Annotated in this window: 17 protein-coding genes, 1 tRNA gene and 1 pseudogene; 10 read left to right on the forward strand and 9 right to left on the reverse strand. The window is 70.2% G+C overall.

Annotation, left to right across the window (positions count from 1 at the left end; all coding sequences use genetic code 11):
- Nucleotides 1-126: 126 nt before the first annotated feature.
- From flgH to glmM, 5 genes are all read right to left on the reverse strand, one after another.
- A complete protein-coding gene (gene flgH, locus HLA95_RS20695) occupies nucleotides 127-906 on the reverse strand; it encodes a flagellar basal body L-ring protein FlgH (RefSeq protein WP_191060112.1) in 780 nt (259 codons plus the stop codon).
- A 47-nt stretch (nucleotides 907-953) separates the two neighbouring features.
- Nucleotides 954-1715, reverse strand: a complete 762-nt coding sequence (gene flgA / locus HLA95_RS20700) for a flagellar basal body P-ring formation chaperone FlgA (protein ID WP_222184368.1) — start codon at nucleotides 1713-1715, stop codon at nucleotides 954-956.
- A 2-nt stretch (nucleotides 1716-1717) separates the two neighbouring features.
- Nucleotides 1718-2506, reverse strand: coding sequence for a flagellar basal-body rod protein FlgG (flgG, locus tag HLA95_RS20705; RefSeq protein WP_191059383.1), 789 nt, complete (start codon nucleotides 2504-2506; stop codon nucleotides 1718-1720).
- Nucleotides 2507-2531: 25 nt separating this feature from the next.
- A complete protein-coding gene (locus HLA95_RS20710) occupies nucleotides 2532-3248 on the reverse strand; it encodes a flagellar hook-basal body complex protein (protein WP_191059384.1) in 717 nt (238 codons plus the stop codon).
- Between the two features lie 149 nt (nucleotides 3249-3397).
- The gene (gene glmM / locus HLA95_RS20715) at nucleotides 3398-4756 is read right to left on the reverse strand and encodes a phosphoglucosamine mutase (RefSeq protein WP_191059390.1); all 1359 of its coding nucleotides are present in this window, start codon (nucleotides 4754-4756) and stop codon (nucleotides 3398-3400) included.
- 262 nt (nucleotides 4757-5018) lie between these two features.
- Here glmM and HLA95_RS20720 point away from each other — a divergent pair, with 262 nt between their 5' ends.
- Nucleotides 5019-5288, forward strand: a complete 270-nt coding sequence (locus tag HLA95_RS20720; protein WP_191059385.1) for a hypothetical protein — start codon at nucleotides 5019-5021, stop codon at nucleotides 5286-5288.
- A 73-nt stretch (nucleotides 5289-5361) separates the two neighbouring features.
- Here HLA95_RS20720 and HLA95_RS20725 read toward each other — a convergent pair whose 3' ends face one another.
- Both HLA95_RS20725 and HLA95_RS20730 read right to left on the reverse strand, forming a co-directional pair.
- The gene (locus HLA95_RS20725) at nucleotides 5362-6054 is read right to left on the reverse strand and encodes an RlmE family RNA methyltransferase (RefSeq protein WP_191059386.1); all 693 of its coding nucleotides are present in this window, start codon (nucleotides 6052-6054) and stop codon (nucleotides 5362-5364) included.
- Nucleotides 6051-7115, reverse strand: a complete 1065-nt coding sequence (locus tag HLA95_RS20730; protein WP_191059387.1) for a Ppx/GppA phosphatase family protein — start codon at nucleotides 7113-7115, stop codon at nucleotides 6051-6053. Before HLA95_RS20730 ends, HLA95_RS20725 begins: the two co-directional genes overlap by 4 nt.
- Before the next feature lie 210 nt (nucleotides 7116-7325).
- Between HLA95_RS20730 and HLA95_RS20735 the strand changes: the two genes are divergently transcribed.
- Together HLA95_RS20735 and HLA95_RS20740 are read left to right on the forward strand one after the other, a co-directional pair.
- Nucleotides 7326-7919 (forward strand): hypothetical protein, encoded by a 594-nt coding sequence (locus tag HLA95_RS20735; protein ID WP_191059388.1) that lies wholly within the window; start codon nucleotides 7326-7328, stop codon nucleotides 7917-7919.
- A gap of 136 nt (nucleotides 7920-8055) precedes the next feature.
- Complete coding sequence (locus tag HLA95_RS20740) at nucleotides 8056-10161, forward strand: sodium-translocating pyrophosphatase (protein ID WP_191059389.1); 2106 nt, start codon at nucleotides 8056-8058, stop codon at nucleotides 10159-10161.
- Between the two features lie 70 nt (nucleotides 10162-10231).
- Here HLA95_RS20740 and HLA95_RS20745 read toward each other — a convergent pair whose 3' ends face one another.
- Nucleotides 10232-10720 carry an outer membrane protein assembly factor BamE gene (locus tag HLA95_RS20745; protein ID WP_222184369.1) on the reverse strand — a complete coding sequence of 163 codons (489 nt, stop codon included), beginning with the start codon at nucleotides 10718-10720 and terminating at the stop codon, nucleotides 10232-10234.
- 89 nt (nucleotides 10721-10809) lie between these two features.
- Here HLA95_RS20745 and HLA95_RS20750 point away from each other — a divergent pair, with 89 nt between their 5' ends.
- From HLA95_RS20750 to HLA95_RS20780, 7 genes are all read left to right on the forward strand, one after another.
- A complete protein-coding gene (locus tag HLA95_RS20750; RefSeq protein ID WP_222184371.1) occupies nucleotides 10810-11373 on the forward strand; it encodes a ubiquinol-cytochrome C chaperone family protein in 564 nt (187 codons plus the stop codon).
- 176 nt (nucleotides 11374-11549) lie between these two features.
- A complete protein-coding gene (locus tag HLA95_RS20755) occupies nucleotides 11550-12053 on the forward strand; it encodes a YceD family protein (RefSeq protein ID WP_191061725.1) in 504 nt (167 codons plus the stop codon).
- A complete protein-coding gene (gene plsX / locus HLA95_RS20760; protein WP_191061724.1) occupies nucleotides 12050-13090 on the forward strand; it encodes a phosphate acyltransferase PlsX in 1041 nt (346 codons plus the stop codon). The genes HLA95_RS20755 and plsX overlap by 4 nt, the downstream gene beginning before the upstream one ends.
- Before the next feature lie 9 nt (nucleotides 13091-13099).
- Entirely contained in the window at nucleotides 13100-14071 is a 972-nt protein-coding gene (locus HLA95_RS20765) for a beta-ketoacyl-ACP synthase III (protein ID WP_222184373.1), read from the forward strand.
- 139 nt (nucleotides 14072-14210) lie between these two features.
- Complete coding sequence (locus tag HLA95_RS20770; RefSeq protein WP_191062432.1) at nucleotides 14211-14534, forward strand: integration host factor subunit alpha; 324 nt, start codon at nucleotides 14211-14213, stop codon at nucleotides 14532-14534.
- Nucleotides 14531-15124 carry a MerR family transcriptional regulator gene (locus tag HLA95_RS20775; RefSeq protein WP_222184375.1) on the forward strand — a complete coding sequence of 198 codons (594 nt, stop codon included), beginning with the start codon at nucleotides 14531-14533 and terminating at the stop codon, nucleotides 15122-15124. Before HLA95_RS20770 ends, HLA95_RS20775 begins: the two co-directional genes overlap by 4 nt.
- Nucleotides 15101-15178: transfer RNA gene (locus HLA95_RS20780), tRNA-Pro, on the forward strand. The genes HLA95_RS20775 and HLA95_RS20780 overlap by 24 nt, the downstream gene beginning before the upstream one ends.
- 229 nt (nucleotides 15179-15407) lie before the next feature.
- On the opposite strand, the pseudogene HLA95_RS20785 reads toward HLA95_RS20780, so the two are convergent.
- Nucleotides 15408-15526 (reverse strand): annotated as a pseudogene (locus tag HLA95_RS20785) (IS5/IS1182 family transposase); the annotation flags it as partial.

Raw genomic sequence — 15526 nt, forward strand, 5'->3', positions numbered from 1 at the left:
GCGCGCCGGCGAAGCCCTCGGGCGGGACAGGAACGAGGGCAGGGGAAAGAGCGCACCCCTCGGCGTTGGAGCCCGGTCGACAGCCGCCGCGGCCCCATCCAACTGGAGGCGACCGTTGCCCGGCCTTCAGAAGGGCAGCAGGATGTCCAGCGCCTGCTGGCCATAGCGCGGCTGCTGCACGTCCGTGATCTGGCCGCGGCCGCCATAGGCCATGCGCAGCTCGGCGATCTTCTCGTGCGCGATGGTATTGTCGGAGGTGACGTCCTGCGGGCGGATCACCCCGGCGAGCACCAGCTCGCGCACCTCGAAGTTCACCCGGATCTCCTGGCGGCCCCGGATCACCAGATTGCCGTTCGGCAGCACCTGGGTCACCACCGCCGCCACCGCCAGCTTGATCTCCTCGTCACGGCTGACCGTGCCGCTGCCACGGCTGCCCGACTGGCTGCTCAGCCCGACGAAGTCACCGTCCTCCGACTCGTTGGACAGCAGGTCGCCGAGCTTGCCGGCCATCCCGAACATCTGGTTGATGCCGAGATCCTCGCTGTTCCGCCTGGCCCTCGTACTCTCGTTGCTGAGCTCCGCCCGGTCCGCCATGGTCACCCGCACGGTCACCACGTCGCCGACCTCCCGGGCCCGCTGGTCCTTGAAGAAGGCACGCGCACCGCTGCGCCACAGCGAGTTGGCACCGGCCGTGGGGGCCGGCTCCGGGTCCGGCATCGGCAGGGAGACCGGCTGATAGCCCGCCACCGCGACCGGGTTCTCGATGGGCGTCAAGGGCGGCGTCTTGCCGATCGCCTCCAGGCGCTCGGAGATGCCGCAGCCGGCCAGCGGCAGGACCAGGGCCAGGAGCGCCAGCCGCGCCCGCTCTCGTTCGACCCGGCCGCCGGCCGCCCCACCATCCGCCATCCGCTCCGTCAGCTCGGCCGATCCCGGCCGGGCTCCGCCGATCCCCATCATGAATCTTCTCCGATCACGATCTCACCCGCCGCCACGACCCGCCCCTGGACGTGGCGGGCGCTCGACAGGTTGCTGGCCCGCACCGTCGCACCCAGCGCACCGTCGTTCAGCGCGGTGCCGGTCACGCTCAGGCGCAGGCCGCCGCGCACGAAGCTGATTCGCACCGGCTCGCCGCGACGGACCATGCGCGGCGGCTGGAGCCCGTTGCGCAGCACCGGCCGGCCGGCCGGCAGCCGGCGCACCGCCTCCATGCCATCGAGCTCGGTCAGGGAGCGCAGCGCGTCCGGATCCAGCCGCTGCACTGGCCAGGGCACCATGCGGAAGCGCTCCGGCGTCACCAGTGCGCCCGCCGGCAGTGCCTCGACCGGCACCGGCACCGTCACCATCTCGTCCAGGACCGCCACCATGCGCAGCCGCCCGACATGGCCGGTACCATCCTGCACCGCGAGCCAGCCGGTCAGCCGCTGCCCACCGCGCTCGCCAGGGGCCGGCTGATCCGCCGTGAGCGTCACGAGCACCGGCGCAGCGCTGGGGTTGCCGAGCGGCAGGGCGGGCTGGACGATCCGGACCTGCCAGTCGCCATCCCGGCTTGCGGCCAGCTCCTGGCGGACCAGTGCCTGGAGGGCGGGCTCGCCCAGCGCCATGCCGGGCGCGATCGTGATGGGCTCCCCGGCCAGGGCCGGATGGGCCAGCAGCAAGGCGGCGAGCAGGGCTGCCGCGCTGCGCCAGCCCAGGAAGCAGAGCGGCACGGTCCGCATCTTCAGCCCCGCAATTGGGTCACGGTGCCCATCATCGAATCGGTGGCGGTGATGACCCGCGAGTTCAGCTCGTAGGCGCGCTGGGCGGTGATCAGGCTGGTGATCTCGGCCACCGGGTTGACGTTGGAGTTCTCCAGATAGTGCTGGAGCACCGTGCCGAACCCGTCCGAGCCGGGCGTGCCGATCACCGCCGGACCGGACGCGGCGGTTTCGGCCAGGAGGTTGTTGCCGAGCGGCTCCAGGCCGACCTCGTTCACGAAGCTCGCCAGCTCGAGCTGGCCCAGCTCCTGCAGCTCGACCTGGCCTGGAATGCGCGCGCTGACCCCGCCCTCCGGATTGATCGCGACCTCGATGGCATTGCCCGGCACGACGATGCCGGGCGAGACCGGATAGCCGTCGGCGGTCACGAGCTGGCCCTCCGGGCTCAACTGCAGATTGCCGGATCTCGTGTAGCCGAGCTCGCCCGAGGGCAGCTCCACCACGAAATAGCCCTCGCCCTGGATCGCCAGGTCGAGATCGTTCTCTGTGCCGACCAGCGGCCCCTGCTCCAGCACGCGGTACACCGCAGCGGTCTTCACGCCCAGGCCGATGTCCACGCCCGCCGGCACGGTCGTGCCGGTCTCCGACGAGGCGGCGCCGCCACGGCGCTGGCTCTGGTAGAGCAGGTCCTGGAACTCCGGGCGCGCCCGCTTGAAGCCGGTCGTCGTCATGTTGGCGATGTTGTTGGAGATCACGTCGACGTTGAGCTGCTGCGCGGCCATGCCGGTCGCGGCGATGTTCAAGGATCGCATGAACGGGCTCCCGATCGGGCAGGGGTCAGGACGAGGCGAGCATCCGGTCGACCGTGCGCCGGGCCAGGTCGTGATGGGTTTCCAGCAGGCGCTGGGTGCTCTCGAAGGCGCGGGTGACCTCGATCAGCCGGGTCATCTCGACGACCGGCTGGACATTGGAGCCTTCGAGCGAGCCCTGGACCACCCGGGCCGCCTCGGCCGGGACGGTTGGGCCGTCCGTACGGTAGAGGCCGCTGCCTTCCGGCACGAGGGCGGCATCATCACCCGGCTGGACCAGGCCCAGCCGGGCGACCACCACCTCGTCCGCGGAGATCGTGCCGTCGGCGGCGATCGTGATGCTCCGGGCATCGTCCGGCAGGATGATCGGGGCGCCGCCATTGTCCAGGACCGCGGCATCGCCCGCGACCAGCCGGCCGGCCGCATCGGTGGTGAACCGGCCGGCCCGGGTCAGGCGCTCGCCCTCCGCGGTCTCCACCTGGAACCAGCCGGGGCCCACCAGCGCCAAGTCGAGGGCGGCACCCGTGCTGCGCAGGGGGCCCTCCTTGCGGTCCACGACCGTGCCGAAGTCCTGGGCGAAGGCGACGTCGCCCGGCTCGCCCGCCCGGCGCAGGTCTTTGGCGAACACGAGATCCTGCCGCCGGAAACCGGTCGTGTCCGCGTTGGCGACGTTGCCCGCCACCACGTCCAACGCACGCTCGAGGCCGAGGCCACGGGCCAGGCCGAGATAGCCGGTAAGATCCAAGTCCGACCTCCACGCCGACGGGCCGCTGGGCCCGTTTCGTCGGGTGGATCCTGCCAGAACCTGGTTAACGAAAGCCTAAGCGCCGGCGGATGGGCCAACCGGCGACATCGGCCTACGGGCCGGCATGATGAGCCTGCGCGCGGGCCGGCTCAGTGGGCCGGCGAGTCCGCGTAGCTGGCGATGGCGCCGCTGACCGAGCCCAGGATGTCGCTCAGCAGTGCCTCGTCCTCGGCCTCCACCATTACCCGGATCAGCGGCTCCGTGCCCGAGGCGCGCACCAGCAGGCGGCCCTTGCGGCCGAGCCTGGCCTGGCTGTCCTTGATCAGCTGCTCGATGATGGGCGAGGTCAGGTCGATCCGCCGCTGCACCCGCACGTTGGACAGCTTCTGCGGCAGGGGCGTGAACGGCCGGGCGACCTCGCTGACCGGGCGGTTCTTCTTGAGCAGCACCGCCAGAACCTGCAGCGCCGCCAGCAGCCCGTCGCCTGTGGTGCCGAAGTCGGTCATGATGATGTGGCCGGACTGCTCGCCGCCCAGGTTGTAGCCGCCCTGGCGCATGCGCTCGACCACGTAGCGGTCACCGACCTTGGTGCGCAGGAGCGGTAGGCCGCGACCGGCCAGATAGGTCTCCAGGCCGAGATTCGACATCAGCGTGGCGACCACGCCGCCGCCGGTGAGCCGCTGCTCCTCCTGCCACTGAGTGGCGATCAGCGCCAGGACCTGGTCGCCGTCGATGATCTGGCCGTGCTCGTCGACCATCACCACCCGGTCGGCGTCGCCATCCAGCGCGATGCCGAGATCGGCGCCGTGGGCGAGGACCGCGCGCGCGACGTTCTCCGGATGGGTGGAGCCGCAGTCATGGTTGATGTTGAAGCCGTTCGGCGAGGTGCCGACCCGCACGACCTCCGCGCCCAGCTCCCAGAACAGGTCGGGGGCGATGTGGTAGGCGGCACCGTTGGCGCAATCGACCGCGATCTTGAGGCCGGCCAGGGTCATGCCGCGCGGGAAGCTGCTCTTCAGATATTCCACGTACCGGCCATGCGCGTCGTCGATGCGCAGCGCCCGGCCGAGTTCCGCGGGACCTGCCAGCGCCGGCGCGGCGTCGGACAGGATCGCCCGCTCGATCTCCAGCTCGATCGCATCCGACAGCTTGAAGCCGTCCGGGCCGAACAGCTTGATGCCGTTGTCCTGATAGGGATTGTGCGAGGCGGAGATGACCACGCCCAGGTCGGCGCGCAGCGTGCGGGTCAGGAACGCCGCGGCAGGCGTGGGCAGGGGCCCCGCCAGCATCACGTCCATGCCCGCGGAAACGAAGCCCGCGGTGAGCGCCGGCTCGATCATGTAGCCGGACAGCCGGGTGTCCTTGGCGATCACGACCCGGTGGCGATGGTCGCCCCGGACGAACACGCGGCCCGCCGCCTGTCCCAGACGCAACGCCATTTCAGCGGTCATGGGCCAAATGTTCGCGGTGCCCCGCACCCCATCCGTCCCGAACAGCCGCCGTTCCATGAGCATGCGCCTCCGTCTGCGCTCCGCTACGAGATCGTCCACTTGCGGCCGCGCGCAGCACAAGTCCACCCGCGCCGTTCGCGCAGCAGCCATGCGATGCCGCACCGCAGCACCCATGCCACAGTGCCGGTCACGATCGAGTGATAGCACGGAGCGCTGGCATCCTTTCAGGAAAATGCCAGGAGGCGCCATGCCGGAGCAGCACACGTATCATGATGCGCTATGGAGGTGCATTGCCCCTGCCGCGTGAGAATCGGCCGCTATGATCGCCACCAATATGCGGCAACTGGCACCGGTTGGAGCGGCGGCGATGGTCGAGGATGGCAGGGGAATGGTCGAGGAATGCCGGGGGGAGATCATCCTGCCGGACGGCAGGATTGAGCCGGCGGAGCGACGCTCGCCGTTACGCGGGGCGCCGACCTATCCGCGCAGTGCCGGCTGTGCAGATGGTGCTCCGGTCAGGGACCGCCGCGCGCGACGGCGGCCACGCGACGAGACGGTGCGTGGCCGCCTGATCGACTTGCAGGGCTGAGGGGCCGCACCGCATCGGGCACGTGCCATCCTTTGCCCGCCCCCGGCCAGCAGTCGCGGCCAGCCGGCTCCGGTCACTCTTCCGTGGCCTCTTCCGTGGCCTCTTCCGTAGCTGCGGGCGGGCGACGGTCGAGGCCCAGGAGGAAGCATTCCGAGCTGTCGCTGCGGGTGGCATCCGGGCGAAGGACGCGCACGCTGCGGAACATGGTCTTCGCCCGCTGCTGCAAGGTCGCCTCCGCACCGCGGACGAGCTTGATCAGCACGCTGCCGCCCTCGTTCAGATGGGCGTCGCAGAACTCCAGCACGGCTTCGCCGAGCTGCTCCGCGCGCAGCCGGTCCACCAGCCTGCGGCCGGTGGAGGACGCCGCCATGTCGCTCAGCACGAGATCGACGCCCGATCCGACCGCCGCCGCCAGGGCCGCCTCGGTCGCTTTGGCCAGGAAGTCGCCCTCGATGATGGTGACGCCGGCGATCGGTGCGATCGGCTGGAGGTCGACCGCCACCACGCGGGCCTGCTTGTTGGCGGCGTACTGGCTCCACGACCCCGGCGCGGCCCCCAGATCCGCGACCACCATGCCAGGGCGGATCAGGCCGAACCGCCGGTCGATCTCCTCCAGCTTGAACACCGAGCGGGCCCGGTAGCCCAGCGCCTTGGCGCGCTGCACGAACGGGTCGTTGAGCTGCCTGGTCAGCCAGCGTTGGGAGGAGGCGCTGTGCGCGCGCGCATCCCGCAGGCGGACCCGGGTCCGGGAGTTGCCGCCGCTCATGCCTCCACCCTCGCCCGCAGCTGGTCCAGGCCGCCCGTCATCGCCAGCATCTGGTGCAGCCCCTTGCCGAGCAGGCCGTTCAGGATGCCCTCGCGCACCCCCCGGTCGGCCACCTGGAGCCGCTCGATTGGCCAGATCCGGCAGACCGCCTCCAGGATCGCGCAGCCGGCCACGACCAGGTCGGCCCGGCCCTTGCCGATGCAGGGATGGGCGGCCCGCTCCGCATTGGTCAGCGTGCGCAGATGGCGGCCCACCGTGTCGAGCACGCCATAGTCCAGGGTGGTGCCGTCGACCTGGCGCCGGTCGTAGCGGCGCAGGCCCAGATGGATCGCCGCCATGGTGGTGACGGTGCCGGACGTGCCCAGCACCTGGACGCTGCCCTGGCGGTCCCCGTGCCCGAACCAGCCCACCGGCTCGAACGCGGCCAGGCGCCTGGCGACGAAGCCGACCATCCGGTCATAACGCTCCGGGTCCGGCTCCGAGCCGAAGCTCTCGGACAGGGTGACCACACCCAGCGGCAGGGAAAGGGAACGCGCGCCGCCGTCCTCGGGCCGGCGGTAGCGATCCAGCCACATGAGCTCGGTCGAGCCCCCGCCAATGTCGATCATCAGCAGGTGGCGTGCCGCGTCGTCGACCAGCGGCAGGCAGCCGAGCAGGGCGAGCGAGGCCTCCTCCGCCTGGTCCAGCACTTCCAGCCGGATCCCGGTCTGGCGCCGCACCCGCTCGACGAAGGCATGACCGTTGTCCGCGCGCCGGCAGGCCTCGGTGGCCACGCAGCGCGCCCGGGTGACGCCCCGCTTCAGCATGATCCCGCGGCAGACCCGGATCGCCGCAACCGTGCGGGTCATGGCGCCGTCCGACAGGCGGCCGGTATGGGCAAGGCCCTCGCCCAGCCGCACGATGCGGGAGAAGCTGTCGATCACCTCGAAGCCGCCGTCGGTCTCGCGTGCCACCAGCAACCGGCAGTTGTTGGTGCCCAGATCCAGGGCAGCCAGGACGGGGGCGGCCCGAGTTGCCGGGTCGCCCGGCTCGAGAAGGTCTTGGTCGTCCTCGGCTAGCATGGGCGGGGATCATATGTCCTGCCCGCGCGCCGGCGCAATCTGCCGCGTTGCACGGATGCTCCGCGTCCATGCATGGAGTGGCGTCGCTTGCCGGCTTGGCCGGCTCCCTGCTACCCGCTGTGCCGGGCGAGCGGCCACGCGGCGACCGGTCGCCGCATCACAAGCCGCCGGACCGTTGGGAAGCGGCCGCCTGCCGGACACCGGGTGAAGATGAGCACGATCCGATCGACATTCGCGGCTGCCCTGCTCCTGGGCCTGGCGGGCTGCTCCGGCGGCGACGATGCGCCGCGGCCGATGGCCAGCAGCGAGCCCTACTGCCCGCGTCCCTCCCTGGTGGCCGACCTCGCGGTCAGCGAGGGACGCAGCGCCGACGGCCAGACCACCTGGACCGCCACGCTCGGCGACCTGCGTGCCAACTGCGAGGCGCGGGAGTTCGATTACCTGGTCGATTTCGACGTGACGATCGACCTGCGGACCGGGCCCGGCTATGCGGGCGAGCGGGTCCAGGTCGAGTATTTCGTGGCGGTAACCACCGACACGGGCGAGGTGGTCGACAAGCAGACCTTCCCGGTCATCCTGCAGCCCGGCCGCAACGAGCGGCGCACCATGCGCCGGGAAACGCTGCGCCAGCGCCTGCCCTTCACCCACCAGGACCAGCCGGCGATCTGGTCGGTGCTGGTCGGCTTCGAGCCGACCGAGCAGCAGGTCCGTGACCGTACCGAGCCGCTGCCGGCCCTGGGCGAGGGGGCTCCGGCCAGTGCCGGCCCGGCGGACGGCGGCGGTTCGCCTGGAAGTGGACAGTGACCGATCCCGGCCCTTAGAACTTCTGCACCATCCGGCCGGTGACGCTTGCCCGTCGATCGGCCGGCCACGTGGCACGTGCGGCCACCGGACCCCGACAGAGGGCCGGATCCCGCGCTGCCGCCTAGGGGGGCAGAAGATGACGGGCTTCGAAATCTTCCTTTACTTCTTGGTGATCGCCTGCGGGGTGGCCGGGCTTGGCTATGGCGTGATGACGCGTGCCCAGGTCCTGGCGCTCCCCGCAGGCAATGAACGGATGCAGCAGATCGCGGCGGCCATCCAGGAAGGCGCCGGCGCCTATCTGAACCGGCAGTACACCACCATCGCGATCGTCGGCGTGGTGATCCTGCTGCTGCTGCTGGTGCTGCTGGGCATCTACCCAGCCCTGGGCTTCGCGATCGGCGCTGCTCTGTCCGGTGCCGCCGGCTTCATCGGCATGAACGTGTCGGTTCGGGCCAATGTGCGCACCGCCGAGGCGGCCCGCTCCGGCCTGGCCCGCGGCCTGGACGTCTCGTTCAAGGCGGGTGCCGTCACCGGCATGCTGGTGGTGGCGCTGGGCCTTTTGGGCGTGGCCCTCTATTTCGGCCTCCTGCTCTTGATCGGCGTCGACGAACGCCGGATCCTGGAGGCGCTGGTCGGCCTGTCGTTCGGCGCGTCGCTCATCTCGATCTTCGCCAGGCTCGGCGGCGGCATCTTCACCAAGGGTGCCGATGTCGGCGCAGACCTGGTCGGCAAGGTCGAGGCCGGCATTCCCGAGGATGACCCGCGCAATCCCGCGGTAATCGCCGACAATGTCGGCGACAATGTCGGCGACTGTGCGGGCATGGCCGCCGACCTGTTCGAGACCTATGCGGTCACCATGGTGGCCACCATGCTGCTGGGCGCCATCTTCTTCGACGGGGCGCAGCAGGCGACGCTCATGCTGTTCCCGCTGGTGATCGGTGGCGCCTGCCTGCTGGCTTCGATCGCCGGCACCTATTTCGTGAAGCTCGGGCCGAGCAACGACATCATGGCCGCCCTGTACAAGGGCTTCATCGTGGCAGCCGCGATCTCTGCAGTGCTGATGCTGCTGTTCAGCCTGATCATGCTGTCGGGCACCGAGTTCACGCCCACGGTCGGGCGGTCGTTCGGCTGGCTCCACATATTCGGCTGCACGCTGGTGGGCCTGGCCGTCACCGGCCTGCTCATGTGGATCACCGACTTCTACACCTCGACCAAGCACGCGCCGGTCCGCTCGATCGCGCGAGCCAGCGAGACTGGGCACGGCACCAACGTGATCCAGGGCCTGGCCGTCTCGATGGAGGGCACCGCTCTGCCGGTGCTGGTGATCTGCGGCGGCATCCTGGCAGGCTACCTGCTGGCCGGGATCTACGGGATCGCGGTCGCCGCCACGACCATGCTGGCGTTGACCGGCGTGGTGGTCGCGCTGGATGCGTACGGGCCGGTCACCGACAATGCGGGCGGCATCGCCGAGATGGCCGACCTGCCCAAGGAGGTCCGGGTCACCACCGACGCGCTGGACGCGGTCGGCAACACCACCAAGGCGGTGACCAAGGGCTATGCGATCGGCTCGGCCGGCCTGGCGGCGGTGGTGCTGTTCGCGGCCTATGTCCAGGACCTCGGCCACTACTTCCCGCAATATGTCGACCTGTCGTTCAACCTGTCCGATCCCTACGTGGTGATCGGCCTGTTCGTCGGAGGGCTGCTGCCCTACCTGTTCGGCGCCATGGGCATGAAGGCGGTCGGCCGCTCGGCCGGTGCGATCGTCGAGGAGGTCCGCCGGCAGTTCCGCGAGAATGCGGGGATCATGGCCGGCACCGCCAAGCCCGACTACAGCCGGGCCGTCGACATGCTGACCAAGGCGGCGATCAAGGAGATGATCCTGCCCTCGCTCCTGCCGGTGCTGGCGCCGATCCTGCTCTACGTCGTGATCGCGGCGGTGGACAGCCAGGCCAAGGCGTTCGTGGCGCTGGGTGCCATGCTGCTCGGCACGATCGTGACCGGCATCTTCGTGGCGATCTCGATGACCACGGGCGGCGGTGCCTGGGACAACGCCAAGAAGCTGATCGAGGAAGGCCACCACGGCGGCAAGGGCTCGGAAGCACACAAGGCGGCGGTGACCGGCGACACGGTCGGCGACCCCTACAAGGACACGGCCGGGCCGGCGGTGAACCCGATGATCAAGATCATCAACATCGTGGCGCTGCTGATCCTGGCCGTGCTCGGCGGCTTCGCCCCGACCTGAGCCGCACGCCCCGCGCGTGAAAAAGGCCCGGCCGGTGCATCCGGCCGGGCCTTTCGTTTCGCGGCTGAGGTCAGTTCCCGGGCCGGCTGGAGCGCTGGCTCCAGAACGGCGGCGCGCGGTCGGTGGTGGGTCCACCCTCCGAGTTGAAGCGGCCGATATTGCCCAGCAGCTGCTGGGCCAGGCTCAGCTCGTTGCCGGTCGTCGGGGTGATGTCGGCGACCGGGGTGATGTCCTCCGCCTGGGACAGGTCGGCCCGCTCCACGTTGGTGACCAGCCCGTCATCGCCGAAGCTGATCGCCAGGACCTGCTGGTCGGTGATCTCGGCCTGGTAGAACGACTTGCGCTCGGTCTTCTGCGCCACGTAGTACCACTCGTCGTCCTCGAAGGTGGCAAGCGCGGACGGCGAGCCCATCAGCCGGGCCACCTCCTGCTTGGAGGTGACGCCGGGCACGATGGCACCGGCCAGGTCCGCATCGAAGCGATGGCCGTGATTGTCGATCATCGGCGTACAGGCGGCCAGGGCCAGGAGTGCCATTGCCGGGCCTGTCAGCCGGAGCATGCGGCAGGATGTCATCGGAAAGGTCCGTCCCCCAACCATGCAGCAGGTATGCCGCCGGCCTGCGACCAGCGTCCGGGAAACTTAAGGCCATGAATTCGTCGCAGCAAGGCGGGATCGTTGCCGGCCTGCGCCGGCTGCTCGGCGGCGGCCAGCGCCGGCAGACCGCGGAGCGGCTCTATGCCGAGGCGGTCGAGCGGGCGCGGCGGCCGGAACTCTACCGCCGCATGGGCGTGGCCGACACGCCCGCCGGCCGGTACGAGATGGTGGCCTGGCAGGTGCTGGTGCAGCTCGCGGCACTGGGCGATCTGGGGGCTGACGGCCGCCGGCTCGGCCAGGAGATCGTCGACCGGATGTTCCTCGACATGGACCGGTCCCTGCGGGAGCTGGGGGTGGGCGACCTGTCGGTGGGCCGGGAAATGCGCAAGCTGGGGGAGACCTGGCAGGCGCGCACCGAGCTGGCTGAGCGCGTGTTCCCGCCGGCCGGCACGGCGGCGCCCGCGGGTGCGGTGGCCGAGCTGGGCGGGTTCCTGCAGAAGAACGCCGGCGAGGAGGGCAGGGCGGTCGACGGCGCGGCACTTGCCGAAGACCTGTTCACCATCCTGGCGGAACTGCGCGGCCGCCCGTTCCCCACCCGCCCGGCTGCGGAACCTTGACCCTCATGGAGGCCGGTCATACTTTCCGCGCCCGATCGCTGGCCGTGACCGGATGCCGGACAAAGCGGGCTGCGGGCCGCAGACGGTATTGTCGTTTCGCCATGCGTATCCATCATATGTCGAGATCGGTGACGTGGCGGCCGGCAGCGCCACGGGGGATGTGCGTGAACTCGTCGGTGGAACTCCAACGTCGCCAGAAGGTCGACCGGATCACGGCGACGCCGATCACGGTGGTCGTCACGGCCGAGCCGAACGAGCGGGCGGCGATTGCCCGTCGCCTGGAGCTGCAGGACGTGGCCTCGCTGGAGGCCGAGTGCCGGCTGGACCGGCCGCCCATGGCCAAGGGCGTGCGGCTGCGCGGCCGGCTGCGCGCCAAGGTCACCCAGACCTGCGTGGTGACGCTCGAGCCGATGCCGGTCGAGATCGTGACCGAGTTCGAGCGCCTCTACCTTCCGGGCTGGACGCCCGAGATGGACGAGATGACCGAGACGGTGGACGCGGAGGCGCCGGACATCGAGCCCCTGGACGGCGATGTGATCGACCTGGGCGAGGCGGTGGTCGAGGAACTGTCCCTGGCGCTCGACCCCTATCCCCGGCTGCCGGGGGCGGAGCTGGATCCACCTGACGATGACGGCCGGCCCAACCCGTTCCAGGCGCTGGCCGCGCTCCGCCGGTCATGAGCCTTACCATCGCGCTCGACCTCATGGGTGGGGATGACGCCCCGGAGATCGTGATCGACGGTGCCGCACTCGCCCACAAGCGCCACGCGGACGTCGACTTCCTCCTGTTCGGGGACGAGGCGAAGGTGCGGCCCCATCTGGCAAGGCACCCGGCACTCGCGGCGATGCCGCTGGTCCACACGGCCGAGTTCGTCGCGGGCGACGCCAAGCCGTCCCATGCCCTGCGCCAGGGCCGGCAGTCGTCCATGCGGCTGGCGATCAACGCGGTGAAGGAGGGCAGGGCCGCAGCGGCGGTCTCGGCCGGCAATACCGGCGCCCTGATGGCGATGGCCAAGTTCGTGCTGAAGACCCTGCCCGGCATCGACCGGCCGGCGATCGCCGGGCCGATGCCCGCTGGCGAGAAGAGCGCCATCGTGCTGGACCTGGGTGCCAACGTGGACTGCGGGGTCGAGCACCTCGTCCAGTTCGCGGTGATGGGCCATGTCTTCGCCCGGATCGTGCTGGGCCTGCCCGAGCCCAAGATCGGCCTGCTCAACATCGGCACCGAGGACCTCAAGGGCAACGAAGTGATCCGGGGTGCTGCGGCGATGCTCCGGGCCAGCCCGCTGAACGGCGACTTCTATGGCTTCGTGGAAGGCACCGACGTGACCCGCGGGGTGGTCGACGTGGTGGTCACCGACGGGTTCACCGGCAACGTGGCGCTCAAGATCGCGGAAGGTACCGCCGCGATGTACAGCTCCTTCCTGCGCCAGGCCTTCCGCTCCGACTGGCGGGCGAAGCTCGGCTACCTCCTGGCCCGGCCGGCACTCAGCCGGGTGCGCGCCAGGCTCGACCCGCGCCGCTATAACGGTGCCATGCTGCTCGGGCTCAACGGCATCGTGGTCAAGAGCCATGGCGGCACCGACGCGGTCGGGTTCGGCCATGCGATCGACGCGGCCGTGGAACTGGTACGGGCCGGCACCAATGACCGGATCATCGAGGAAATGACCGCGGTTGCAGGACGGGACGCCGGTGCGCCCGCCGCCGCCGTCGGCTGAAGGTTACCCATGCTGCGCTCGATCGTGCTCGGGATCGGCTCCTACCTGCCGGAGCGGGTGGTCACCAACGACGACATGGCCCGGATGGTCGATACCTCGGACGAGTGGATCCGGGAGCGGACCGGCATCACCCGGCGCCATTTCGCCGCAGAGGGCGAGGCCACCTCTGACCTGGCGGTGGCCGCTTCGCTGCGCGCCATCGAGGCCGCCGGGATCGACCGCAACTCGATCGACCTGGTCCTGGTGGCGACCTCTACCCCGGACAACACCTTCCCGGCCACCGCGACCGCGGTGCAGCGCAAGCTGGGCCTGCCGGTCGGCATCGCTTTCGATCTCCAGGCCGTGTGCGCGGGTTTCGCCTACGCGATCTCGGTGGCCGATGCGCTCCTCGTCACCGGCCGGGCCCGCCGGGCGCTGGTGATCGGTGCGGAGACCTTCTCGCGCATCCTGGACTTTGAGGATCGCGGTACCTGCGTCCTGTTCGGAGATGGGGCGGGTGCGGTGGTGCTGGCCGCGGCCGAGCAGCCCGGCCACGTGGGCGATCGGGGTGTGCTGGCCACGGCCCTGGGCGCGGACGGGCGCCAGTACGACCATCTCTATGTCGACGGCGGGGTGTCCTCGACGCAGACCACCGGCGTGTTGCGGATGAACGGGCGGGAAGTGTTCCGCCACGCGGTCCAGCGCCTGTCGGAGGCGGCGATCGAGGTGGTGGCCAAGGCGGGGCTGCGGCTCGCCGACATCGACTACCTGGTCCCGCACCAGGCGAACCGGCGGATCATCGAGGCGGTCGGCAAGCGCCTCGACATCGCACCGGACCAGGTGATCGTGACCGTCGACCGCCATGCCAACACCTCGGCCGCCTCGATCCCGCTGGCGCTCGATGTCGCAGTGAAGGACGGCCGGATCGGCGAGGGCGATCTTCTGGTCCTCAACGCCATGGGCGGCGGCTTTACCTGGGGTGCGGCACTGCTGCGCTGGTGACCCCCGTGTCCCGGGCCGGATCCGGGCAAGACTATCGCCTTTTGCGCGAACAGCGTGGCGCGGTTCCTCTTGCACTGAAGGATCGCGTTGATTTACCGTGACTTGGCGAATGGTGTTGCCGAGAGGGACGAAAGCCAGCATGGCCGATCGGACGGTCACACGAGCGCATCTGGCCGAGGCGGTGTTCCAGGAGGTTGGCCTGTCGCGCAGCGAATCGGCGGCCCTGGTGGACGAGGTGCTGGACCGGGTGTCCGACGCGCTGGTGACCGACGGCACGGTGAAGATCTCCTCGTTCGGCACGTTCGCCGTCCGCCAGAAGGGCGAGCGGCTGGGGCGCAACCCCAAGACCGGCGAGGAAGTGCCGATCCTGCCGCGCCGGGTGCTGGTGTTCCGGCCCTCCCAGGTGCTCAAGGCGCGGCTGAACGGTGAGGATCCGCCGGGCGAGGCGGAAGGCGAGGCATGACCGAAACGCTGGTCGGGCCCGGCAGCGCCGAGGATCGCGCTTCCCGCCCGACCAAGGCCGCGAGCGCCTTTCGCACCATCAGCGAGGTGGCCGACGAGCTGGACGTCGCCCAGCACGTGCTGCGCTTCTGGGAAAGCAAGTTCCCCCAGGTCCGGCCGCTCAAGCGTGGCGGCGGGCGACGCTACTACCGCCCCGAGGACATCGACCTGCTGCGGCGCATCCGCAGCCTGCTCTACGACGAAGGCTACACCATCAAAGGCGTGCAGAAGCTCCTGCGCGTCCGCCGGCGCGCCACCCCCGCGGCCACACCCGCCCCCGCCGAACTCCCGGCCGCCCCCGAGCCGCTCGCCGTCGAGCCCGACGACCTCCCCCAGCCCCCGCCGCCACTGCCCTTCGACCAGCCGCCGCCGACATCGCCGCGCGAGCCCACCGGCCCGGAGCGCCGCCGCCTGCTGGCCGAGCTCCACGGCGAGCTCCGCCTGCTCGGCCAGATCGCACGCGACCTGTCCCGCCAGCTCAACCCATCATTGTCGTCGCCCCAAGACGGTGCTATCGACCCACCCGCACGGAGCGTGGCGCAGCCCGGTTAGCGCACCAGTCTGGGGGACTGGGGGTCGCGAGTTCAAATCTCGCCGCTCCGACCATTCTTTTCAAAGACTTATAGGTTCGGCGGTACCTGAGCGGATCAGGCTTAGGTACCCGCCAGGGACCAAGGCGGTGGTGGGATGTGACAGATAGCTGCACGTCTCGTCGCATTGGTTCACCACCGCAGCGACTGTCCAGCCCTTGCTTGAGGCCACGTTCCCAACGACGCTAGTCGGCATAGCCGCCGTGGCGTCCGTTGAAAATGTGAGAGCCCGTTTGAGAATGCACTCAGTGGCTGATGCGGCGTAGCAGCAGGCTGCCCATGGCGACCTGCACGAAGGCTTCGGACACATCGAGCCTGGCCTCGTAGTCCCGCACCAGGCGGCGCCAGCGAACCATCCAGCCGA

Origin of the sequence: Geminicoccus harenae (assembly GCF_019800005.1) — a bacterium.
GTDB classification, from domain to species: domain Bacteria; phylum Pseudomonadota; class Alphaproteobacteria; order Geminicoccales; family Geminicoccaceae; genus Geminicoccus; species Geminicoccus harenae.